The organism is Aquabacterium sp. A7-Y (genome assembly GCF_026153205.1).
Taxonomy (GTDB): Bacteria; Pseudomonadota; Gammaproteobacteria; order Burkholderiales; family Burkholderiaceae_C; genus Caldimonas.
Map to the genome: position 1 here is coordinate 113,019 of NZ_JAPFBW010000020.1, position 20,594 is coordinate 133,612.

The 20,594-nt window shown below is 69.1% G+C and carries 21 protein-coding genes; 9 read left to right on the forward strand and 12 right to left on the reverse strand.

Annotated features, from left to right (window positions below; genetic code table 11):
- The first annotated feature begins 2 nt into the window (after window positions 1-2).
- A complete protein-coding gene (locus tag OOT46_RS18520) occupies window positions 3-608 on the forward strand; it encodes a chromate transporter (RefSeq protein ID WP_265405099.1) in 606 nt (201 codons plus the stop codon).
- 46 nt (window positions 609-654) lie between these two features.
- Entirely contained in the window at window positions 655-1,140 is a 486-nt protein-coding gene (locus OOT46_RS18525) for a chromate transporter (protein ID WP_416136221.1), read from the forward strand.
- A 24-nt stretch (window positions 1,141-1,164) separates the two neighbouring features.
- Here the strand turns inward: OOT46_RS18525 and OOT46_RS18530 are convergent, their stop codons facing one another.
- The 6 genes from OOT46_RS18530 to OOT46_RS18555 form a co-directional block, all read right to left on the reverse strand.
- Window positions 1,165-1,632 carry a hypothetical protein gene (locus OOT46_RS18530; protein ID WP_265405100.1) on the reverse strand — a complete coding sequence of 156 codons (468 nt, stop codon included), beginning with the start codon at window positions 1,630-1,632 and terminating at the stop codon, window positions 1,165-1,167.
- Window positions 1,633-1,773: 141 nt separating this feature from the next.
- Window positions 1,774-2,955, reverse strand: a complete 1,182-nt coding sequence (locus OOT46_RS18535; RefSeq protein ID WP_265405101.1) for a glycerophosphodiester phosphodiesterase — start codon at window positions 2,953-2,955, stop codon at window positions 1,774-1,776.
- Between the two features lie 102 nt (window positions 2,956-3,057).
- A complete protein-coding gene (upp, locus tag OOT46_RS18540; protein WP_265405102.1) occupies window positions 3,058-3,690 on the reverse strand; it encodes a uracil phosphoribosyltransferase in 633 nt (210 codons plus the stop codon).
- Window positions 3,691-3,761: 71 nt separating this feature from the next.
- Window positions 3,762-4,508, reverse strand: a complete 747-nt coding sequence (locus tag OOT46_RS18545; RefSeq protein ID WP_265405103.1) for an SIR2 family NAD-dependent protein deacylase — start codon at window positions 4,506-4,508, stop codon at window positions 3,762-3,764.
- A gap of 6 nt (window positions 4,509-4,514) precedes the next feature.
- Window positions 4,515-5,246: a 23S rRNA (guanosine(2251)-2'-O)-methyltransferase RlmB gene (rlmB, locus tag OOT46_RS18550; protein WP_265405104.1), complete on the reverse strand. Its 732-nt coding sequence runs from the start codon at window positions 5,244-5,246 to the stop codon at window positions 4,515-4,517.
- Window positions 5,247-5,271: 25 nt separating this feature from the next.
- On the reverse strand, window positions 5,272-5,955 hold the full coding sequence (locus OOT46_RS18555; protein ID WP_265405105.1) for an ABC transporter ATP-binding protein: 684 nt from the start codon (window positions 5,953-5,955) through the stop codon (window positions 5,272-5,274).
- Here OOT46_RS18555 and OOT46_RS18560 point away from each other — a divergent pair.
- Window positions 5,954-6,625 carry an arylesterase gene (locus tag OOT46_RS18560; RefSeq protein WP_265405106.1) on the forward strand — a complete coding sequence of 224 codons (672 nt, stop codon included), beginning with the start codon at window positions 5,954-5,956 and terminating at the stop codon, window positions 6,623-6,625. The two genes, OOT46_RS18555 and OOT46_RS18560, sit on opposite strands and share 2 nt — an antisense overlap.
- A 48-nt stretch (window positions 6,626-6,673) precedes the next feature.
- On the opposite strand, the gene phbB is transcribed toward OOT46_RS18560, so the two are convergent.
- The 3 genes from phbB to phaC form a co-directional block, all read right to left on the reverse strand.
- Window positions 6,674-7,411 (reverse strand): acetoacetyl-CoA reductase, encoded by a 738-nt coding sequence (gene phbB, locus OOT46_RS18565; protein WP_265405107.1) that lies wholly within the window; start codon window positions 7,409-7,411, stop codon window positions 6,674-6,676.
- A gap of 106 nt (window positions 7,412-7,517) precedes the next feature.
- Window positions 7,518-8,696, reverse strand: a complete 1,179-nt coding sequence (locus OOT46_RS18570; protein WP_265405108.1) for an acetyl-CoA C-acetyltransferase — start codon at window positions 8,694-8,696, stop codon at window positions 7,518-7,520.
- Between the two features lie 61 nt (window positions 8,697-8,757).
- The gene (phaC, locus tag OOT46_RS18575) at window positions 8,758-10,644 is read right to left on the reverse strand and encodes a class I poly(R)-hydroxyalkanoic acid synthase (RefSeq protein WP_416136222.1); all 1,887 of its coding nucleotides are present in this window, start codon (window positions 10,642-10,644) and stop codon (window positions 8,758-8,760) included.
- A gap of 177 nt (window positions 10,645-10,821) precedes the next feature.
- Here phaC and OOT46_RS18580 point away from each other — a divergent pair, with 177 nt between their 5' ends.
- A complete protein-coding gene (locus OOT46_RS18580; protein WP_265405109.1) occupies window positions 10,822-11,118 on the forward strand; it encodes a hypothetical protein in 297 nt (98 codons plus the stop codon).
- Here OOT46_RS18580 and pgeF read toward each other — a convergent pair.
- Both pgeF and maiA read right to left on the reverse strand, forming a co-directional pair.
- A complete protein-coding gene (gene pgeF / locus OOT46_RS18585) occupies window positions 11,038-11,757 on the reverse strand; it encodes a peptidoglycan editing factor PgeF (protein WP_265405110.1) in 720 nt (239 codons plus the stop codon). The two genes, OOT46_RS18580 and pgeF, sit on opposite strands and share 81 nt — an antisense overlap.
- Window positions 11,758-11,831: 74 nt before the next feature.
- The gene (gene maiA, locus OOT46_RS18590) at window positions 11,832-12,473 is read right to left on the reverse strand and encodes a maleylacetoacetate isomerase (protein ID WP_265405111.1); all 642 of its coding nucleotides are present in this window, start codon (window positions 12,471-12,473) and stop codon (window positions 11,832-11,834) included.
- Between the two features lie 93 nt (window positions 12,474-12,566).
- On the opposite strand from maiA, the gene OOT46_RS18595 reads away from it, so the two are divergent.
- Complete coding sequence (locus OOT46_RS18595; RefSeq protein ID WP_265405112.1) at window positions 12,567-13,115, forward strand: chorismate--pyruvate lyase family protein; 549 nt, start codon at window positions 12,567-12,569, stop codon at window positions 13,113-13,115.
- Window positions 13,116-13,144: 29 nt separating this feature from the next.
- Here the strand turns inward: OOT46_RS18595 and OOT46_RS18600 are convergent, their stop codons facing one another.
- A complete protein-coding gene (locus OOT46_RS18600) occupies window positions 13,145-13,870 on the reverse strand; it encodes a fumarylacetoacetate hydrolase family protein (RefSeq protein ID WP_416136223.1) in 726 nt (241 codons plus the stop codon).
- 61 nt (window positions 13,871-13,931) lie between these two features.
- Here OOT46_RS18600 and OOT46_RS18605 point away from each other — a divergent pair, with 61 nt between their 5' ends.
- The 4 genes from OOT46_RS18605 to OOT46_RS18620 all read left to right on the forward strand — a co-directional run.
- Window positions 13,932-14,477, forward strand: coding sequence for an NUDIX hydrolase (locus OOT46_RS18605; RefSeq protein WP_265405113.1), 546 nt, complete (start codon window positions 13,932-13,934; stop codon window positions 14,475-14,477).
- 51 nt (window positions 14,478-14,528) lie between these two features.
- Entirely contained in the window at window positions 14,529-16,721 is a 2,193-nt protein-coding gene (locus tag OOT46_RS18610; RefSeq protein ID WP_265405114.1) for a type I secretion system permease/ATPase, read from the forward strand.
- The gene (locus OOT46_RS18615) at window positions 16,718-18,178 is read left to right on the forward strand and encodes an HlyD family type I secretion periplasmic adaptor subunit (RefSeq protein WP_265405115.1); all 1,461 of its coding nucleotides are present in this window, start codon (window positions 16,718-16,720) and stop codon (window positions 18,176-18,178) included. Before OOT46_RS18610 ends, OOT46_RS18615 begins: the two co-directional genes overlap by 4 nt.
- A gap of 314 nt (window positions 18,179-18,492) precedes the next feature.
- A partial coding sequence (locus tag OOT46_RS18620; RefSeq protein ID WP_265405116.1) for a retention module-containing protein occupies window positions 18,493-20,594 on the forward strand: 2,102 nt, incomplete at its 3' end.

The window sequence follows — 20,594 nt, forward strand, 5'->3', positions numbered from 1 at the left end:
CGATGCCCTGCTCCGCAGTACCGCCCGGTCCGCCAGCGACCGAGTCCGCCGCCGCCCCATCCCGCCCGGCTTCCCTGCGCGAGCTTTTCCTGAGCTTCACACGTCTGGCACTGCAGGGTTTCGGCGGTGTGCTGCCGGTCGCGCAGCGCGAGCTGGTCGAGCGCAGCCGCTGGCTCAGCAAGCAGGAGTTCGTCGAGCTGCTGTCGGTGGCCCAGGTGCTGCCGGGGCCCAACATCGTCAATCTCTCGCTGATGGTCGGCGACCGCTTTTTCGGGGTGCGTGGGGCCTTCGTCGCCCTGGCGGGCATGATGGCAGCCCCGCTGGTCATCGTGCTGGTCGCCGCGGCCGTCTACGCCGAGCTGGCCCACCACCCGCTGCTCAGCGGTGCATTGCGGGGCATGGGTTCGGTGGCGGCCGGGCTCATCCTCGCGACCGGCCTGAAGCTGGTCGGCACCTTGCGCAAGGCCGTGCTGGGGCGCGAGCTCGCCTGGCTGCTGGCCGCGCTCACGGTGCTCCTGATCGTGGTGCTGCACTGGCCACTGCTGTGGGTGCTGGGCAGCCTCGGTCCGCTGGGCTGTGCACTCGCCTGGAGAAAGCTCAAGCCATGACGCCGCTCGCCCCCGCGACCTGCTGGGCCTGTTCGGCCACTTCCTGATGCTGTCACTGCTGGCCATCGGTGGCGCCATCACCACCGCGCCCGACATGCACCGCTACCTGGCGCTCGAACACGGCTGGATCAGCGACGCCGACTTCACCACCTCGATCGCGCTGGCGCAGGCGGCGCCCGGGCCCAACATCCGGTTTGTCGCGGTACTGGGCTGGAATGTCGCCGGCCCGAGCGGCGCGGCGGTCACGCTGCTGGGCATGATGCTGCCCTCCACCACCCTCGCGCTGTGGGCCACCCGCTGGCGCCACCAGCGGCGTGAGACGCGTGGCGTGCGCGCCTTCACCGAAGGCATGGCGCCGATCACGCTGGGGCTGCTGCTGGCGACCGGCTGGATCCTCTCCGAGCCGAGCCGGCACGATGCCGGCGCAGTGGCCCTGCTGCTGCTCACGGTGGCCGTGATGGTGAAAACGAAGCTGAGCCCGATGTGGATGATCGGTGTCGGCGCCGTTGCCGGCATGGCGGGCTGGGTCTGAGAGCGCAGCCGGGCGCTCCCGGACTCAGGCCAGGGCCTGCTCGACGACCGACTGCAGCGACATCAAACCGGCCAGGCCGCGCTGGTCGGAGGCGTCGGCCGCCGAGCCCGCCGCCGGGTAGGTTTCGGCAGCGGGGAAGCGCACCTCGATGCGGCCGTCCGGCAGGGTGACGATGACCAGCGACAGTGGCGCGTCGACCGCATGACCTGTTTCGTCGACCCTCACCGGGGTGATGCCCTCGCGCGAGCCGAGCACCAGCGCCGTGGAATGCAGGAAGCCGGTGCCGCCGCGCCCGGCGTCGACGCGGGCGAACACGGTGTAGCCCTGGCCCTGGGCGACCGACTCCAGCTTGCGCAGGGTCTCGTCCGCGCTGTACTTGCTGTGCACGGCCGCCAGCAGGCGTTCGGGCTTGGGGTGACTGAGGTCGGCACTGACGGCTGCCATCACGACCGCAACACAGCCCGTCATCCAGAAGCGAAACGTCTTGCTCATGTTCGACTCTCCGACAACATTCAGCACTTTCAGCACTCAGGCCCCGACTAGGATGGAAGGCCGCGCCAGGGGTTTCAAGCGAAGTCGTGTAAAGCTGTGTGAGCTGTGGCCCCAGGTAAACCCTAGTCCAATGAAATTGGACTAGCGACGCGAGGCGACGAAGGCGTCGCGTGCCGCCACCGCCGTGTCCGGGAAGTCGCTGAACACGCCGTCCAGCCCCAGCTCGAAAAACTGCCGGTACTCCGCCTTCGCATCGTTCTGGTAGCTGCCGGCCAGCCGATGCGGCTCACTGCGGAAGGTGTAGGCATGCACCAACAGACCGCGGGCCTTGGCCGCCTTGACGATGCGGTCGTCGGGCACCGCGCGGTAGTCACGCTCGTCGATCTTGCCGTCACCGTTGACATCCACGCGCTGTCCCTGGGCATCCCGGGTCGAGCGCACCTTCACCAGGTAGCGCTTCCAGGGACCGATGCCGTCGGCATAGGTCTTGACCTCGTCCAGGCCGGCCTCGGTCAGAAGCCAGGCGAAGGTGTCCTGGCTGCCCTGGCGGTTGGCGACCGTCCAGTCATAGGGTCGGTCGTAGGGAGCGCTCAGGTCCATCTCGCCGGTGTCGGGATCCTGGTCGTTGGCATCCACCAGCTGCACCAGGCGGACCCGGGTCTTCTGCCGCAGCGCCTTCAGGTTGGACTGCTCGAACGATTGGATGAACACCGGGGCATCGACGCGGTTCCAGCCCGCCTTGTCGAGCGAAGCGAGCAGCCGGTCCTCCAGCGGCAGGCCGAGCTGCTGGTGGTAGGTCGGATGTTTGGTCTCGGGGTATACCCCGATGGTGCGGCCGGTCTCCCGCGCCTTCTCCCGGGCCAGCGCCAGCACCTCGTCGAACGTCGGGATACCGAACTGCCCGTTGAAGCCCTGGTCGCGTTCGGCCATCGGCTGGACCGCGCGCAAGGTGCGGATCTCGGCCAGCATGAAGTCGCTCGCGAAATAGCCTTCGACGTCGACGCCGTCCACCTTCATCGTGCGCTTGCGCGACGCGAACTCGGGGTGCTGGGCCACGTCGGTGGTGTCGGCGATGTTGGGCTCGTGGCGGGCGATCAGCACGCCGTCCTTGGTGGAGACCAGGTCGGGCTCGATGTAGTCGGCCCCCATCTCGATCGCCTTGGCGTAGGACGCCAGCGTGTGCTCCGGCAGGTAGCCGCTGGCGCCGCGATGGCCGATCACGAGCGGCCGGGCGCCCGGGGTCTCGGGGTCGTCACCGCCGCCGCAGCCGAGCAACACGATAGCGGTCAGGCCGGAAGCCGCCGCGAGCCGGAGCGTGCGCATTGTCGTCTCCTGTGATCAGAAGGCGACAGTGTGGCCGGCGACGGTGACAAGGATTTGACTCCCCTGTCGCCGGCAAGGGCTCAGGCCTTCATCGGCCTGCCCTCATTCCTGCTTGGTGCCGAAGATCTTGTCGCCGGCGTCGCCCAGCCCGGGGATGATGTAGCCGTGCTCGTTGAGGTGGCTGTCGATCGCGGCGGTCCAGCAGCGCACCTCGGGGTGGGCGCGGTCGAGCGCGCGCACCCCCTCGGGGGCCGCCACCAGCACCAGGGCGCGGATGTCCTGGCAGCCCTTGCGCTTGAGCAGGTCGACGGTGGCTATCATCGAGCCCGCCGTCGCGAGCATGGGGTCGATGATCAGCGCAGTGCGCGAGCCGAGTTCGCCGACCAGGTTCTCGAAGTAGTGCTCGGGCTTCAAGGTGTCGTGGTTGCGAGAGAGGCCGACCACGCTGATCTTGGCGTTGGGGATCATGTCGAGCACACCGTCGAGCATGCCCAGGCCGGCGCGCAGGATGGGCACCACGGTGACCTTCTTGCCCTTGATCTGGTCGACCTCGGTGGGGCCGCTCCAGCACTCGATGGTGGTCTTCTCGAGCGGGAAGTCGGCGGTCGCCTCGTAGGCGAGCAGGCGCGCCACTTCGGCGGTCAGCTCGCGGAACTTCTTGGTCGACATGTCGGCCTCTCGCATCAGCCCGACCTTGTGTTTGACCAGGGGGTGCTTGACTTCGATGACGGGCATGGTGAGGGGGCCTCGCCGCGCAGGCGGTCGGGCCGTCGGGAAAACTGCGATGCACGCAGTGTAGAGCCTGATCAGCCCAGCAGCTGCGGCAGAAGCTGGGCGGCCGTGCCGCGCAGCACGACGTGGGCGCCCCGGTCGAGCTCGCTGGGCTGCGGATTCAGCACCACCACCCGCGCGCCGGCCTGGCGCGCGAGCGCCGGCAGCCCGGCTGCCGGGTAGACCGCTCCGGCAGTGCCCACCACCAGCATCAGCTCGCAGTCGCTCGCCGCGTCCTCGGCGGCCTGCAGCGCCCGTCCCGGCAGGGCTTCGCCGAACCAGACCACCCCCGGGCGCACCAGGTTGCCGCACTCGCCACAGCGGGGCGGCCGTCCCGGCTCGGCACGGGCCGGATCGCAGGCCGGCTCGCCGCGGACTTCGCGGGCGCAAGGGTCGATCCAGCGGTCCTCGAACAGTGCTCCGTGCAGGCAGATCACGTCGGTGCTGCCGGCACGCTGATGCAGGTCGTCGACGTTCTGCGTGACCAGGGTCAGGCGCTCGGGATGGGCGGCCTGCCAGGCCGCCAGCGCCCGATGCCCGGCGTTCGGTTCGGCACGCGCCACACCCTCGCGGCGTGAACCGTACCAGTCCCACACCAGCTGCGGGTCGGACCGGAAACCGGCCTCGGTGGCGAGCTGCTGCGGGTCGTGGCGGGCCCACAGGCCGGTCAAGGCGTCACGGAAGGTCGGCACCCCGCTCTCGGCGGACATGCCGGCGCCAGTCAGCACGCACAGGCGCGGCGCCTGTTCCAGCCAGCCGCGCACGGTCTGCAGGTCGTCCATCGCCGTTCAGCCCCGCTGACGCAGCGCCTCGTAGAGGCAGACGCCGCTGGCGACCGAGACGTTGAGACTTTCCACCGCCCCGCGCATCGGCAGGCTGACCAGCTCGTCGCAGGTCTTGCGCGTGAGCTGGCGCATGCCGGTGCCTTCGGCACCCAGAACGAGCGCGACCGGTCCTTTCAGCTCGACCTGGTAGAGCGTCTTCGGTGCATCATCCGACGTGCCGATGATCCAGATGTTGCGTTCCTTCAGCTCATTGAGGGTGCGGGCCAGGTTGGTGACCATGAAATAAGGCATGGTCTCGGCCGCGCCGCTGGCGACCTTGGCGACCGTCGCGTTGATGCCCACCGCATGGTCCTTGGGCGCGATCACGGCATGCGCGCCGGCGCCGTCGGCCACACGCAGGCAGGCGCCCAGGTTGTGCGGATCGGTGACACCGTCGAGCACCAGCAGCAGCGGTGGCTCCTCGATGCTGTCGAGCAAGTCGTCGAGCGACTTCGCCGCGGCCACCGGCTCGACCTTGGCGACCACGCCCTGGTGGCGGTGTGTGCCGCAGAGCTTGTGCAAGCGCTCGTCGTCGCTGTCGACCAGGCGGGCGCCGGCCTCCTGGGCGCGCGTCACGAACTGGCGCATGCGCTGGTCGCGCCGGCCCGTGTCGATATAGATCTCGTGGATGGATTGCGGGGCGGTCTTCAGCCGCACGGTGACGGCATGGAAGCCGAACAAGACCTTGGCGCTCATCGGGACCTGCGTGTTCTCTGGGATGTCATGTCGCGATGGTAGCCGCGACGCGCCCCGCTTCGATGCGGATCTGCCGGTCGCAGCGCGCTGCGATGCTGCGGTCGTGGGTCACCAGCACCAGGGTGGTGCCGAGCTCGTGGTTGAGGTCGAACATCAGCTTCATCACCGTCTCGCCGGTGGCGTAGTCCAGGCTGCCGGTCGGCTCGTCGGCCAGCAGCACCGCCGGCTGCACGACAAAGGCACGTGCCAGCGCGACGCGCTGCTGCTCGCCGCCGGAGAGCACCCGCGGGTAGTGGCCGAGCCGCTCACCCAGCCCGACGCGGCGCAACATCTCGGCCGCGGCCTTGCGGGCATCGGCGCGGCCCTGCAGCTCCAGGGGCAGCATCACGTTCTCGAGTGCCGTCAGGTTGCCCATCAGCTGGAAACTCTGGAACACGAAACCCACCGTCTCCGCACGCAGCGCCGCCCGCGCGTCCTCGTCGATGCCGAAGAGGTCGCGGCCGGCCAGCCGGACGGTGCCCTGGGTGGGCGTGTCCAGCCCGGCGATGATGCTCAGCAGGGTCGACTTGCCGGAGCCCGAGGCACCGACGATCGCGACCGATTCCCGGCGGGCCAGCGAAAAATCGATATCGTGCAGAATCGTCAGCACACCTGTGGAGTCGCGCACCTGCTTGGTGACACGCTCCACGACAATGATGGGTTCGGTCATGGTTCCAGTCTTCCAACAACGTCGCCACTTTATCTTCTCGGCCCTGGCTTGCGCTGGGCTCGGGTCCAGGGACGTCCTGGCCGCCGGCAAGGGCAAGCCGGCACCGGCTGCAAAGATCCTGGTGCTGGGGGACAGCCTGTCGGCCGAGTATGGCCTCAAACGAGGCAGCGGCTGGGTGGCCCTGCTCGAGCAGCGCCTGGCCGCGCAGAAGCTGCGAGCCACGGTGGTCAACGCGAGCATCAGCGGCGACACCAGCTCGGGCGGCCGCTCGCGCCTGCCGGCGCTGCTGAAGCAGCACCGGCCGACCCATGTGGTGATCGAGTTGGGCGGCAACGACGCGCTGCGCGGGCTGCCGATGTCCATGACCCAGTCCAACCTTGACGAGATGACCCGTGCCGCCCAGCAGGCGGGCGCCAAGGTGCTGCTGCTGGGCCTGCAGATGCCGCCCAACTACGGGCGTGCGTATGCGGAGAGTTTTGCGGCGCTCTACGGCAAGGTGGCCGAGGCTCGCAAGGCGGCGCTGGTACCGTTTTTCCTCAAGGGCGTGGCGGATGCGCCGAACGCCTTGCAGTTGTTCCAGGCCGACCGCATCCACCCGAGCGAAACCGCCCAGGCGACGATGCTGGACAACGTCTGGCCGGCCCTGAAAGACCTGCTCGCGGCGGGCTGAAGCCAGCAGCCCGCACGGCAGAGAGCGTGGCCCCGCCGCGCCGCGGCCTCAGCCCATGTGCAGGCCGCCGTTGACGGAGAAGTCGGCCCCGGTCGCGAAACCGGCCTCGTCGGACGCGACCCAGGACACGATGGAGGCGATCTCATCCGGCGTGCCCAGACGTTTGACGGGGATGGTCGCGACGATCTTGTCCAGCACTTCCGGTTTGATCGCGCGGACCATGTCGGTGCCGATGTAGCCCGGGCTCACGGTATTGACCGTCACGCCCCGGGCCGCCAGCTCCTGCGCCAGCGCCATGGTGAAGCCGTGCATGCCGGCCTTGGCGGCCGAGTAGTTGGTCTGGCCGGCCTGGCCCTTCTCGCCGTTGACCGAGGAGATCTGGATGATGCGGCCCCAGCCCCGCTCCACCATGTCGCCGACCACCTGCTTGGTCACGTTGAACATGCTGTTGAGGTTGGTGTCGATCACCGCGTCCCAGTCCTCGCGGCTCATCTTCAGGAACATGCGGTCGCGCGTGATGCCCGCGTTGTTGACCAGCACGTCGATGGGGCCGTGCTCGGCCCTCGCCCTGGTGAAGGCCGCCACGGTCGATTCCCAGTCGGCGACATTGCCCACCGAGGCGTAGAAGTGGAACCCCAGCTCCTTCTGCTGATCGAGCCACTTCTGGAAGTCGCGGCTGGGACCACAGCCGGCGATCACCGTGTACCCATCCTTGGCCAGACGTTGGCAGATCGCAGTGCCGATGCCGCCCATGCCGCCGGTGACGTATGCAACCTTCTGACTCATGTCCTACTCCTTCTTGAAATCGGTTGGCCGAAGACCAGGTTTGCCGCTTTGACCGTACCGGTCAAGCGTGTTCTCCCTGCCTGGCATTCGGCGCGGATGCGAAAACTCAGCGCTCGACGGTCAGAGCCACCCCCATGCCACCACCGATGCACAACGAAGCAATGCCCTTCCTGGCGTCGCGGCGCTGCATCTCGTGCAGCAGGGTCACCAGGATGCGGCAGCCCGAGGCACCGATCGGGTGGCCGATCGCGATGGCACCGCCGTTGACGTTGACCTTGGCCGTGTCCCAGCCCATCTCCTTGTGCACCGCGCAGGCCTGGGCCGCGAAGGCCTCGTTGATCTCGAGCAGGTCGAGGTCGGCCGGCTTCCAGCCGGCCCGCTCCAGCGCCTTGCGCGCCGCCGGCACCGGCCCCATGCCCATGTAAGCCGGGTCGACACCGGCACTCGCATAGGAGGCGATACGGGCGAGCGGCTTCAGACCCAGGGCCTGAGCCTTGGCGGCGCTCATCACGACCACCGCGGCGGCGCCGTCGTTGATGCCCGAGGCATTGCCCGCGGTCACGCTGCCGGTCTTGTCGAAGGCCGGGCGCAAGCCGGCCAGGGCTTCGGCGTTGGTCTTGCGGTTGATGAACTCGTCGGTGTCGAACAGCAGCGGGTCGCCCTTCTTCTGCGGGATGCTGACCGGCACGATCTCCTGCTTGAACTTGCCGGCCTCCTGCGCGGCGGCCGCCTTGAGCTGCGAGGCCAGTGCCAGTTCGTCCTGCTGCTGGCGCGTGATGCCGTACTGCTTGGCGACGTTCTCGGCGGTGATGCCCATGTGGTACTGGTTGTAGACGTCCCAGAGGCCGTCGGTGATCATCGAGTCGATCATCTTCCAGTCGCCCATGCGCTGGCCCTCGCGGGAATTCAGCAGCACGTGCGGCGACAGGCTCATGTTCTCCTGGCCGCCGGCGATGACGATCTCGGAATCGCCGTCGCGAATGGCCTGGGCTGCCAGCATCACGGCCTTCAGGCCCGAGCCGCAGACCTTGTTGATGGTCATCGCCGGCACGCTGTTCGGCAAGCCGGCTTTGATCACAGCTTGACGCGCCGGGTTCTGCCCGCAACCGGCCTGCAGCACCTGGCCCAGGATGACGTCGTCGACCTGCTCGCCCTGCAGCCCGGCGCGTTTGAGCACCTCGGTGATGACGGTGGCGCCCAGCTCGGCGGCCGGGGTCTTGGCGAGGCTGCCGCCGAACTTGCCCACAGCGGTGCGGGCAGCGGAAACGATCACGATATCAGTCATGTCAAAACTCCTTCTATGAATACGATGGTGAAGCCCGGCGGCCGGATAGGGCCGCCGGGCTTCAGGCTTTCTGTTTGACGTAGCGGCCCGGGGCCGCTTCGATCGGTGGATAGGCCGCGCTGCCCTGGGCCCGCGGCGCTGCGATTTGCTGGCCGGAATGCGACCGGATCCATTCCGCCCAGCCCGTCCACCAGCTGCCCGGCTGCTCGGTGGCGCCGGCCAGCCACTCCTTCGGATCGGTCGGCAGGTGGTCGCCGACCCAGTGGCTGCGTTTCTTTTTCGCCGGGTGGTTGATCACGCCGGCAATGTGGCCGGAGGCGCCGAGCACGAAACGCCGCTCCCCCTTGAGCAGCCGCGTGGAGGCATAGGCGCCCTCCCACGGCACGATGTGATCCTCCCGTGACCCGTAGATGAAAGCCGGCGCGTCGATGCGGCCGAAGTCCAGCGGCACGCCGCAGACCGTCAGCGCGCCCGGCTGGCTGAGCTTGTTTTCGAGATAGGCGTTGCGCAGATACCAGCAGTACATCGGCCCCGGCAGGTTGGTGCTGTCGGAGTTCCAGTAGAGCAGGTCGAAGGGCGGCGGCATCTCGCCCTTCAGGTAGTTGCCGACCACATAGTTCCAGACCAGGTCGTTGGGGCGCAGGAAGGAAAAGGTGGTGGCCAGCTCCTGCCCGCGCAGCAGTCCGCCGCCGCTCGGGCTGCGCTCGCCGATCCCCAGTTCACGCACCTGCACCGCCGCCTCGTCGATGAAAAGATCGAGCACGCCGGTGTCGGCGAAATCGAGGAAGGCGGTCAGCAGCGTGAGGCTGCTGGCGGCTTTTTCGCCGCGCGCGTCGAGCACCGCCAGCGCGCTGCCCAGGATGGTGCCGCCGACGCAGAAGCCCAGCGTGTTGATCTGCTCGCTGCCGCTGATCTCCTGCGTCAGATGGATGGCCTTGATCGCGGCCTTCTCGATGTAGTCGTCCCAGCTCAGCTGCGCGATGCTCTCGTCGGCATTGCGCCAGCTGACCAGGAAAACCCGCAAGCCCTGCTCGGCGGCATAACGCACCAGCGAGTTGTCGGGCTGCAGGTCGAGGATGTAGTACTTGTTGATGCAGGGCGGCACGATCAGCAGCGGCCGCTCGTAAACCTGCTCCGTCAGGGGCTTGTACTCGATGAGCTGGAACAGCTCGTTCTCGAACACCACGCTGCCCTCGGTGGTCGCGACATTGCGGCCGACCTCGAAGACGCTCTCGTCGGTCTGCGACAGGTGCCCCTGCTTGAGGTCCTGCAGCAGGTGCTGCAAGCCCCGGTTGATGCTGTCCCCGCCGGTCTCCAGCGCCTTGCGCAAGGCCTCCGGGTTGAAGGCCAGGAAGTTGCTCGGCGCGCAGGCATCGACCCACTGCTGCACCGCGAAGCGGATGCGTTGGCGCGTCTTCTCGTCAGCCTCGACCTTGTCGGCCAGTTTCATCAGGGTGCGTGCGTTCAGCAGGTACATCGCCGCCGTGTAGGCCGCGCCCGGGGTGCCGGACCAGTCGGCCGCAGCGAAGCGCCGGTCCGGCAGGGCCGGGCTCTGACCGGGCTGCGAGACCGCGGTGTTCCAGATGCGGGCCGCCTCCTGCAGGTAGTCGGCCTGCATCTCGGCGAGCTCGGGCAGCGGCACCTTGAGCTGGCCCAGGGCCGCGATCGCCTCGCCGATGGGGACCGCCAGGCTGCCCGCACCAGCGCCCGCGGCCGGAGCGCCGGGCAGGCCGAAGGGGGGACCGGATGAAGCGGAGAACGGCGCGCTGAAAAACCCGCCGAACGGCGCCCCGGCCGACGCCCCGAAGGGCATGGCGTTGAAGGCCGCCTGGAAAGGCCCCGGAAAGGCGGCCGCAAAAGGCGCGGAGAAGGGTGCGGCCCAAGCCCCACCGGAAGGCCCGCCCGCAGCTTGATCGGCGGGCTGCGAGGTCGTTTCGCTGTGCTTCATCGTCTCCTCGAACTGCATGGGGAAATCACCGGCCTGACGCCCAGGCCTTGTTTGTACACCGCCTGCCAGCCGGGCTCGTGCGGGCGGATCCATAATCGTGTCGCCTCGACGAGGCGTGTCAATGGGGCTTGTCAGCCCTCGCAGGTCACCACCCGGTCTCTGGTCTTTCTGATTCCGATGTATCTCATTCCGATCACCTGGCTGTATGTCGTTCTGATGATGGCGATCGCCGAGGCCACGAGCACGCAGGGCACGCTGCTGGGCGCCTTCTTCACCTTCGTGCTGTACGGGCTGGGGCCGGCCGCGCTGGTGACCTACCTGCTGGGCACGCCGCGCCGGCGCCAGGCGCGACGGCTGGCCCACCAGCGGGCCCGCGAGGCTGCAGCGCAGGACTCACCCGCCCTCCCTCCGGATCCAGACGGCGGCCGCCATGCGGCCGGTGAGCCGGTCGCGCCGGAAAGAAAAGAACCGTGAGCGGTCCTCCACGGTGCACCACTGCCCGCCGCTGATCGAGGCCAGACCGACCGCTTGAAGCCGGTCGCGCGCCAGGCCGCACAGGTCGGCCCACCACTTGCCTGCCACCCCGGTGGCACGGAAGCGTTGCGCCACCGCCTCACCGCCGAAGGCCTCGCGCACCTCGTCGCCGACCTCGAACTGGCGCGGCCCGATGCAGGCCCCCAGCCAGGCCTGCAGCTCTCCGGGTGTGCAGCCGGAGGCCTCGCACAAGGTGGCAACGGTGTTTTCCAGCACGCCGGCGGCAAGACCGCGCCAGCCAGCATGGGCAGCCGCCACACCGCTGCCATCGGGCGCCGCGAACAGCACCGGCAGGCAGTCAGCCACCATCACGGTGCAGGCGATGCCCGGCTCGGTCGTGCAGGCGGCGTCGGCCTCGATGGCAGGCGCGCCGCCGGCGTTTTGCTGCAGCACGTCTCCTGCCCCCAGCCAGACCACCCGGGTGCCGTGCACCTGGGTCAGGAACACCGGCTGGGCGCCCAGCGCCGCGGCGAAATGCTCGCGGTTGCGCCGCACGTCGGCCGGGTCGTCGCCGACATGGTCGCCGAGGTTGAGGCTGTCGTAGGGCGCCCGGCTGCAGCCGCCCGCGCGGGTACTCATGAGGGCTCCGACGGCGGCAGGCACCGGCCACGCGGGCTGCAGCCAGGCGCCCGGGACCAGGCCGGTGGCGGTGTTCACTGTTCGGCGTCCGGGCAGTTCGATGGCTGGGCGGCGATGAAGGCAGGGTGCTGCATGCAGTGCTCGAACACCTTCATCACGGTGGGCACGTGGTCGAGCCGGCAGTCGAAGCGCCGGGCGTTGAAGATCTGCGGCACCAGGACGCAATCGGCCAGGCTGGGCATGTCGCCGTGGCAGTAAGGGCCGGTGGCGGGATGTCCGGCGAGCTGCTGCTCCACCGCCTCCAGCCCGCTCTCGACCCAGTGTCGGTACCAGGCGTTCTTGGTGTCTTCGGTCTGGCCCAGCTCACGCGTGAGGTACTTGAGCACGCGCAGGTTGTTCAGCGGGTGGATCTCGCAGGCGATGTCCAGCGCCAGCGCGCGTACCCGGGCCCGCTCGGCCGGGCTGCCGGGCAGCAGGGGCGGCTCGGGCTGGATCTCGTCCAGGTATTCGATGATGGCCAGCGACTGGTTCAGGCGCCGGCCCTGGTCTTCGAGCAGCGGCACCAGGCGTTCGGGCGACAAGGCGGCGTAATTCGGCTGAAGCTGTTCCCCCTTGGCGAGGTGCACCGGCAGGTAGTCGTAGGGCAGGCTTTTGAGCTGCAGGGCAATGCGCACGCGGAAGGAGGCCGAAGAGCGGAAGTAGTTGTAGAGCTTCATGCGCGGCAGTGTAGCCAGAGCCCATGTCGTTTCTACACTCGACCCCATCGTTATGATGGCGCCCGCCCCTCCGAGACCGAAAACCCCCCGATCGTGCAATGGCTCCCCCACCCGCCGCTCCTGCGCCCGCTGCGCCGCTGGTTGAGCGCGTCCGGCTCGCTGAGCGCCCGCCTGCAGCAGGCCTGCGAGCGGTTTTCCGTGCAGCGACTGCGCCAGGGCGCCAGCCCGATCCGATACGACGAGGCCCAGGCGCTCGCCCGCCAGCGTCAACGGCGTGGCCATGCCCGCGAGGTGGTGCTGCGCTGCGATGGCGAGGCGGTGGTTTATGCACGTAGCGTCGTGGCGGCGCCCCATGTGCGCGGCCCCTGGCGAGCGCTGATCGGCCTGGGCAGCCGGCCGCTCGCGCAGCTGCTGTTCCAGCAACGCCCGGTTGATCGCTCGCCGCTCGCCTATGCCCGGGTGCCGCGCTGCGGCCCGGCACGTCGGCGCATCGAGTCGGCTTGGCGCGAAGCGACCGGCGAAGCAGTACCGCGAGGCGCCCTGTGGGCGCGCCGCTCCGTGTTCGCCAAGCGTGGCTGCCGGCTGTGGCTGATGGAAGTGTTCTCGCCGGACATCGTCCGCCGGCGCCGGCCGGGCCGCTGAGCCCGGGTCGCGGCGCCGACGCCGGGGCCTCAGACGATGCTGAGCTTGAGCGGGCTCAGCCCCTCGATGCGCGCTTCCAGCAGGTCGCCCCGCACCACCGCGGCCACGCCCTCGGGCGTGCCGGAGTAGATCAGGTCGCCGGGCGCGAGCGTCCAGGCAGCCGACAGGTGCGAGATGACCTCGGCGACACTCCAGATCAGCTTGCCGGTGCGGCTGCCTTGGCGCGGCTGGCCGTTGACCCAGAGCTCGATCGCGGCGTCGTGGATGCCCGGCACGGCAGCCGCCGGCGTGATCGCCCCGATCGGCGCCGAGGCTTCGAAACCCTTGCCGATGCACCAGGGGCGGCCCTGCTTTTTCATGTCGTTCTGCAGGTCCCGCCGGGTCATGTCCAGGCCCACCGCGTAGCCCCAGACATGGTCCAGCGCATCGGCCGGCGCGATATCGCGGCCGCCCTTGCCGATCGCCACCACGAGCTCCAGCTCGTGGTGCAGGTTGGCCGTCAGCGGCGGATAGGGCATGGCGCCCGCGTCGCCTTCGCCGACCGGCAGCACCGCGTCGGCCGGCTTCATGAAAAAGAACGGCGGCTCGCGACCGCTATGCCCCATCTCGATCGCATGCTCCACATAGTTGCGGCCGACACAGTAGATGCGGTGCACCGGGAAGACGCTGGCGCCGCCGGTCACGGGCACGCGCGGCACCTGGGGGGCCGGAATCACGTCCTTCAAGGGTTTCTCCTCAGAATACGGCCCCCTCATGCTAGCGCTTGGCGGCTTGCAGCCGCCTTGCGAAAGCCCGCCGCAAGCTACACTGCCCGCCATGCTTCACGCCCGCCAGATCAAGCATTGCCGAGCCTGCGGCGCCGCGGCCGCCTATGTCGTCCCGACGGACGACAACCGCGAGCGTGCCGTCTGCAGCGCCTGCGGCACCATCCACTACGAAAACCCCCTCAACGTCGTCGGTACGCTGCCGGTCTGGGAAGACCAGGTGCTGCTGTGCCGCCGCAACATCGAGCCGCGTTACGGCCTGTGGACCCTGCCCGCCGGCTTCATGGAATTGGGCGAGACCACCGAGGAAGGCGCGCTGCGCGAGACCGAGGAGGAAGCCGGCGCCAGCGTGCAGCTCGAAGGGCTCTACACCCTGCTCAACGTCACGCGCGTCGGCCAGGTGCATCTGTTCTACCGCGCCCGCCTGCTCAACACCCATTTCAACCCCGGCCCCGAGACCATCGAGGCGCGCCTGTTCTCGGAAGACCAGGTGCCGTGGAACGAACTGGCCTTCCAGACCGTGCGGGAAACCCTCAAGTTTTATTTCTCCGACCGCACCAGGGGTCAATTTCCGATCCACACGGCCGATATCGCCTAGGAGTTCCGTTCCACCGCCCTCACCCGTCGCCCCGAAACCGCCGCCCGATCCATGCAGTCCCCTCCAGCGACTTCCGCCGCTGCCGCGCCCGCACCGGGCGCCGCCGCCCGCCAACGCGAAGACCTGATCCATCCGGATCCGCTGCTGGACTGCCTGATCGAGGTCTGCCGGCTGCACGGGCAAGCCGCCTCGCGCGCCTCGCTGTCGGCCGGGCTGCCGCTGGTGCAGGGCCGGCTCACGCTGGGCCTGGCCGAGCGCGCCGCCGCGCGGGCCGGCATGGCCGCCCGGCTGCAGCGGCGCGCGCTGGACAAGATCGACCGGGCCGTGCTGCCAGTGATCCTGGTGTTGCAGGGCGACGAAGCCTGCGTGCTGCTGGGCTGGGACGACGGCGGCGGGCAGGCCCGCGTGCTGCTGCCCGCCTCCGGGCAGGGCCGGGTCACGCTCTCCCGGGATGAGCTGCAGGCCCGCTATGCCGGGCTGGTGCTGTCGGTGCGGCCACATTTCCGCTTCGACAAGCGCACGCCGGAGGTACGCCGCGAGCGCGCCCGCCACTGGTTCTGGGGCGCCTTCGGCGACCAGCGTTTCGTCTACCGCGACGTGCTGTGGGCGGCGCTGCTGATCAATGTCTTCGCGCTCGCCTTCCCGCTGTTCTCGATGAACGTCTACGACCGCGTCGTGCCCAACAACGCGGTGGAGACGCTCTGGGCGCTCGGCGTCGGCGTGGTGCTGGTGATCGGCGCCGACCTCGCGATGCGGCTGCTGCGCGGGCGTTTCGTCGACGAGGCCAGCGCCCGCATCGATGTGCAGATCTCGGCGACCCTGATGGAACGGGTGCTGGGCATGCGCATGGAGACCCGCCCGGAGTCGGTCGGCTCCTTCGCGTCCAACCTGCGCGGTTTCGAGCAGGTGCGCGACTTCATCGCGTCTTCGACCGTCACGGCACTGATCGACCTGCCCTTCGCGCTGCTGTTTATCGTCGCGATCGCCTGGATCTCGCCCTGGCTGGTGATCCCGGTGGTGACCGTCTTCGTGCTGGTGTTGCTGGCCGGCTACATCCTGCAGCACCGCCTGCACACGCTCTCGGAGACCACCTACCGCGCCAGCGCGATGCGCAACGCCACCTTGATCGAGAGCCTGACCGGGCTGGAGACCATCAAGTCGCAGGGCGCCGAAGGCGTGATCCAGAGCCGCTGGGAGCGCGCCAACAGCTTCCTGGCCGGCATCAACGTGCGCATGCGCGGCTTGTCGTCGGCGGCGATGTACAGCACCGCGTCGGCCCAGCAGCTGGTCTCGGTGGTGATGGTGATGGCGGGGGTCTACCTGATCTCGGAACGGCAGCTCACGATGGGCGGCCTGATCGCCTCGACCATGCTGGCGGGCCGGGCGCTGGCGCCGGCCGGCCAGATCATCGGCCTGCTGATGCAGTACCAGGGCGCACGCACTGCGATGCAGTCGCTCGACAAGATCATGGAGCAGCCGGTCGAGCGCCCGCTGGGCCAGAGTTTCGTGCAGCGCAAGGAGCTGCGCGGCGAGATCGAGTTCCGCAACGTCAGCTTTTCCTATCCCAACCGGCAGGACTCGGCGCTGGAAGGCGTGAGCTTCAAGATCAACCCGGGCGACCGGGTGGCGCTGATCGGACGGGTCGGCTCCGGCAAGACCACCATCGAGAAGCTCATCCTCGGCCTGTACGCGCCGACCCAGGGCTCGGTGCTGCTGGACGGCATCGACCTGCGCCAGCTCGACCCGGCCGACGTGCGCGCCAACGTGGGGGTGGTCTCGCAGGACGTGACGCTGTTCTACGGCACCTTGCGCGAAAACATCACCTTCGGCCTGCCCTTCGCCGACGACTCGGCCATCGTGGCCGCCGCCGAGGTGGCCGGGCTGACCGAGTTCATCAACCGCCACCCGCGCGGCTTCGACATGATGGTGGGCGAGCGCGGCGAGTCGCTCTCCGGCGGGCAGCGCCAGAGCGTCGGCATCGCCCGCGCGGTGCTGCACAACGCGCCGCTGCTGCTGCTCGACGAGCCGACCAGCGCCATGGACTTCTCGACCGAGGCGCATATCAACCAGCGCATCGCCCAGTACGCCGAGGGCAAGACCGTCGTGCTGGTCACGCACCGCACCTCGCTGCTGTCGCTGGTCAACCGCGTCATTGTGGTCGACGGCGGCAAGATCGTGGCGGACGGGCCGAGGGACCGCATCCTCGAAGCCCTGTCCACCGGCAAGATCGCGAGGGCCGCATGAACACCCCCGGCCTGCCGGCAAGTCCGCCCCCGGCGCCAGCCACCCCGCGCCCCGGCCTGCTCCGGCGCGTCGCCAGCCGCGTCGCCTCGTTCATCGAAGCGGCCTCAGACCGCGTGCTGGGCAAGGTCAGCCTCGACGCCGAGGAAGAACGCACCGCCTATCGCGGCTTCGAGTTCGAGGCCGACGAGGTGATGGACCGTCGCCGCACCCAGCGCGCCCAGCGCCTGGTGCGGACCGCCGTGCTGGTGACCGCGCTGTTCGTCGTCTGGGCGGCGCTGGCCCGCGTCGACGAAATGACACGCGGCGAAGGCAAGGTCATCCCGTCGCGGCAGCTGCAGGTGCTGCAGTCGCTGGACGGCGGCGTGGTGGCCGAGATCCTGGTGCGCGAAGGCCAGCAGGTCGAGCCCAATCAGCTGCTGCTGCGCATCGACGAGACGCGCGCCGTCTCCGGCGTCAACGAAAGCCAGTCGCAGTCGCTCGCGCTGGGCGCCCGCGCGGCCCGACTCAAGGCCCTGGCCGAGGGCTCGCCGTTCAATCCACCCAAGCCGCGCGAGGGCGATGCCGACGAGCTCCGCACCGTCGAGGAAGAGCGCCGCCTCTACGAAGCGCGTGTTTCCGAGCTCGACACCCTGGTTTCCATCAGCCGCCAGCAGCTCGTGCAGCGCCAGGAGGAGCTGAGCGAGGCCCGCGCCAAGCGCAGTTCGGCCCAGCGCAGCCTGGAGCTGGCTCAGGAGGAACTGGCCAAGACGCGGCCGCTGCTGGCCTCGGGCGCCGTCTCTGAAGTGGACATCCTGCGGCTGGAGCGGGACCTGACCCGCTTCCGGGGCGAGATGGAGCAGGCCGGCGCCCAGATCGCCCGTGCGCAGGCCTCCATCGGCGAGGCACAGCGCAAGATCCAGGAGACCGAGATCACCTTCCGCAACGAGGCCCGCAAGGAGCTTTCGGACGTGCTTGCCAAGCTGAACGCGCTGACCGAAGGCGCGGTGGCGCTGGCCGACAAGGTCGACAAGACCTCGGTGCGCTCGCCGGTGCGCGGCCGTGTGCAGCGCCTGCTCGCCAACACGGTGGGCGGCGTGGTGCAGCCTGGCAAGGACATCGTCGAGATCGTCCCGCTGGACGATGCCCTGCTGCTGGAGGCCCGCATCCTGCCGAAGGACATCGCCTTCATCCGCCCCGGGCAGCGCGCCAAGGTCAAGCTGACGGCCTACGACTTCTCGGTCTACGGCGGCCTGGACGCGACGGTCGAGAACATCAGCCCCGACACCGTGATCGACGAGCGCGGCAACGCGTTCTACGTCATCCGGGTCCGCACCGACCGGCCCAGCTTCAGCGAAAAACTGCCCATCATTCCCGGCATGACCGCCGAGGTCGATATTCTGACCGGGAATAAAACGGTGCTGGCTTATCTGATGAAGCCGATATTACGGGCCCGGTCGGTCGCACTCAGCGAGCGCTGAGGCCGCCTCGCCCCATCCCTCGGGTGCCTCTCCGCACCCGTTTCTTTTTGGGGTCCCGCTTAGGCCGTTTTCCTAAAGATCTCACGAAAACTGCCGTATTCCGGGCCAAACGTGTCACTCGCCTTGGAACGCATGCCGGCACCGCCGCCTCCACAGTGGCGCCCCGGCGTTTTTGGGGGAAGAACCGCCCGGATTCGTGCACCCGATCACGAAAGCTCAGGCCCTTCCCCGCCCCGCGTCACCGGCAAGTTCACTATTCTGTAGCTAACTGTATCAAGGCGGTTTCGGCCGCCTAGCGCTTCAAGGAACGTTCCATGGCCACCGCCTCCTCCACGCTGCTCGGCAAGGTTTCCGCCATCGTCGGCAAGGCTTATCTGCAGCGGCCCGACGGCAGCACCCGAGAGTTGAAGGTGGGCGACGTGATCCGCGAAGGCGACGTCGTGATCGTTGCCGGCAATGGCCGGGTGGAGATCACCGACGAGGCCGGCGCCGTCTATCTGCCGCGCACCGGCGAGGCGCTGACCCTGGCCGGCCTGGAAACGGCGACCCCGAGCGAGCCGCCGCGCAAGGCGGAGGCCTTGTCTGGCGCCGAGATCGACCAGATCATCAGCGCGGTGGACGCCGGGACCAACCCGGACGAAGCACCGGCGGCCGGCCTGACGGGTGACGGCTCCGGCGACGGCTTCGGGCCCGGACTGCGGGTGGACCGTGTCACCGAGAATATCGCGCCGGCGGGCGTCGCCACGTCGGGCGGCACCTCGACCACCGAGTTGCCGGTGGCCGCAGCGGAAGGCACGGCGCTCACGGCCGAAACTGCCCCAACACCGGCGCCCACGCCTGCGCCGACGCCTGCGCCGGCTCCCGGCCCGTCGCCGGCGCCAGCCGACCCCGAGATTGCGCGGGGGGCGGGCGCCGTCCGCGAGGACGCGGTGCAAACCGCCACGGGCACCCTGACCGCCACCGACGCCGACAACCCGGCGCTGGCCTTCGTCCCGCAGACCGCGGCCGGCGCGCTGGGCAGCCTCACCCTGACCGCGGACGGCCGCTGGACCTATGCGCTCGACAACACGGCCGCGCAAAGCCTGGCAGCCGGCGAGCTGCGCACGGAAACCTTCACCGTCGCCTTGAACGACGGCTCCATCACCACGGTGACGATCAGCGTGACCGGCAGCAATGACGGTCCGACCCTGGTGGGCGGCCTGCCAGGCGCGGCCGCCGTCGACGGTGGCGGCGTGCTGCTGAGCACCGCCGGCGGTTTCGCCGACGTGGACACCCGCGACCTGCTGACCTATTCGGCCACCGGGCTGCCGGCCGGCTTGAGCATTGACCCGGCGACTGGCGTCATCAGCGGCACCCTGACCCATGATGCCAGCGCGGCCGGCCCGTACACCCTCCGCGTCACGGCCACTGACGCCGCCGGCGCCTCGGCAACGCAAACCATCGAACTGACCGTCGCCAACCCCGCGCCCGCCGGCGCGGATGCCGCGGTGGCGACGGACGAGGACAATGCCCGCACCGGCACCCTGACGGCCGGAGACGCCGACGCCGACACGCTCACTTTCGCCAGGACCTCCGAGCCGTCCCATGGCAGCGTGACCGTTCAGGCCGACGGCAGCTATATCTACACACCTGACGCCAACTTCAACGGCACCGACAGCTTCACGGTGCGCGTCACCGATGCGCAGGGCGCGACCGACACCATCACCGTGACGGTCACAGTGAACGCGGTGAACGACAACCCGGTGGTGGTCGGCACTGTCGCCGACGTGGCAGGCACCGAGGCAGCGCAGGTCTCCATTCCGACGTCCGCCGCCTTTGCCGACGCCGACATCGCCACCAATGGCGACCGGCTGACCTTCTCGGCCACCGGCCTGCCCGCCGGCCTGAGCATCGACCCGAACACTGGTGTCATCTCCGGCACACTGCCGAACAACGCCAGCGCCCAAGGTCCGTTCGCGATCGAGGTGACGGTCACCGACCAGGCCGGCAAGAGCGCCCGCGCCGGCTTCTCGCTGTCGGCGACCAACCCGGGCCCCGTGGGCGTCGATCAGAGCCGCACCATCGACGAGGACGGCTCGCTCAGCGATTCCGTCTCGGCGTCGGATGCTGACGGCGATGCCCTCTCCTACGCGGCCGGCACGGGTCCGGCCAACGGCACCGTGGTGGTGGACGCCAATGGCCGCTACACCTACACCCCGAACGCGAACTTCAACGGCACCGACAGCTTCACCGTTGTCGTCACCGATGCGCAAGGTGCGACCGACACCATCACGGTCAGCGTGACGGTCCACGCGGTCAACGACAACCCGCTGGTCGTCGGCACACTGAACAACGTCAGCAGCACCGACGCCGCCACGGTCAGCATCCCGACCAGCGCCGTCTTCCGAGACGCCGACATCACCACCAAGTGGCGACC

Bases quoted from the DNA above. Each gene is read 5' to 3' on its own strand.
- OOT46_RS18520 (WP_265405099.1), top strand. From the start codon at position 3: ATGCCCTGCTCCGCAGTACCGCCCGGTCCGCCAGCGACCGAGTCCGCC.
- OOT46_RS18525 (WP_416136221.1), top strand. From the start codon at position 655: ATGCTGTCACTGCTGGCCATCGGTGGCGCCATCACCACCGCGCCCGAC.
- OOT46_RS18530 (WP_265405100.1), bottom strand. From the start codon at position 1,632: ATGAGCAAGACGTTTCGCTTCTGGATGACGGGCTGTGTTGCGGTCGTG.
- OOT46_RS18535 (WP_265405101.1), bottom strand. From the start codon at position 2,955: ATGCGCACGCTCCGGCTCGCGGCGGCTTCCGGCCTGACCGCTATCGTG.
- upp (WP_265405102.1), bottom strand. From the start codon at position 3,690: ATGCCCGTCATCGAAGTCAAGCACCCCCTGGTCAAACACAAGGTCGGG.
- OOT46_RS18545 (WP_265405103.1), bottom strand. From the start codon at position 4,508: ATGGACGACCTGCAGACCGTGCGCGGCTGGCTGGAACAGGCGCCGCGC.
- rlmB (WP_265405104.1), bottom strand. From the start codon at position 5,246: ATGAGCGCCAAGGTCTTGTTCGGCTTCCATGCCGTCACCGTGCGGCTG.
- OOT46_RS18560 (WP_265405106.1), top strand. From the start codon at position 5,954: ATGGTTCCAGTCTTCCAACAACGTCGCCACTTTATCTTCTCGGCCCTG.
- OOT46_RS18555 (WP_265405105.1), bottom strand. From the start codon at position 5,955: ATGACCGAACCCATCATTGTCGTGGAGCGTGTCACCAAGCAGGTGCGC.
- phbB (WP_265405107.1), bottom strand. From the start codon at position 7,411: ATGAGTCAGAAGGTTGCATACGTCACCGGCGGCATGGGCGGCATCGGC.
- OOT46_RS18570 (WP_265405108.1), bottom strand. From the start codon at position 8,696: ATGACTGATATCGTGATCGTTTCCGCTGCCCGCACCGCTGTGGGCAAG.
- phaC (WP_416136222.1), bottom strand. From the start codon at position 10,644: ATGAAGCACAGCGAAACGACCTCGCAGCCCGCCGATCAAGCTGCGGGC.
- OOT46_RS18580 (WP_265405109.1), top strand. From the start codon at position 10,822: ATGTATCTCATTCCGATCACCTGGCTGTATGTCGTTCTGATGATGGCG.
- pgeF (WP_265405110.1), bottom strand. From the start codon at position 11,757: ATGAGTACCCGCGCGGGCGGCTGCAGCCGGGCGCCCTACGACAGCCTC.
- maiA (WP_265405111.1), bottom strand. From the start codon at position 12,473: ATGAAGCTCTACAACTACTTCCGCTCTTCGGCCTCCTTCCGCGTGCGC.
- OOT46_RS18600 (WP_416136223.1), bottom strand. From the start codon at position 13,870: ATGAGGGGGCCGTATTCTGAGGAGAAACCCTTGAAGGACGTGATTCCG.
- OOT46_RS18605 (WP_265405113.1), top strand. From the start codon at position 13,932: ATGCTTCACGCCCGCCAGATCAAGCATTGCCGAGCCTGCGGCGCCGCG.
- OOT46_RS18610 (WP_265405114.1), top strand. From the start codon at position 14,529: ATGCAGTCCCCTCCAGCGACTTCCGCCGCTGCCGCGCCCGCACCGGGC.
- OOT46_RS18615 (WP_265405115.1), top strand. From the start codon at position 16,718: ATGAACACCCCCGGCCTGCCGGCAAGTCCGCCCCCGGCGCCAGCCACC.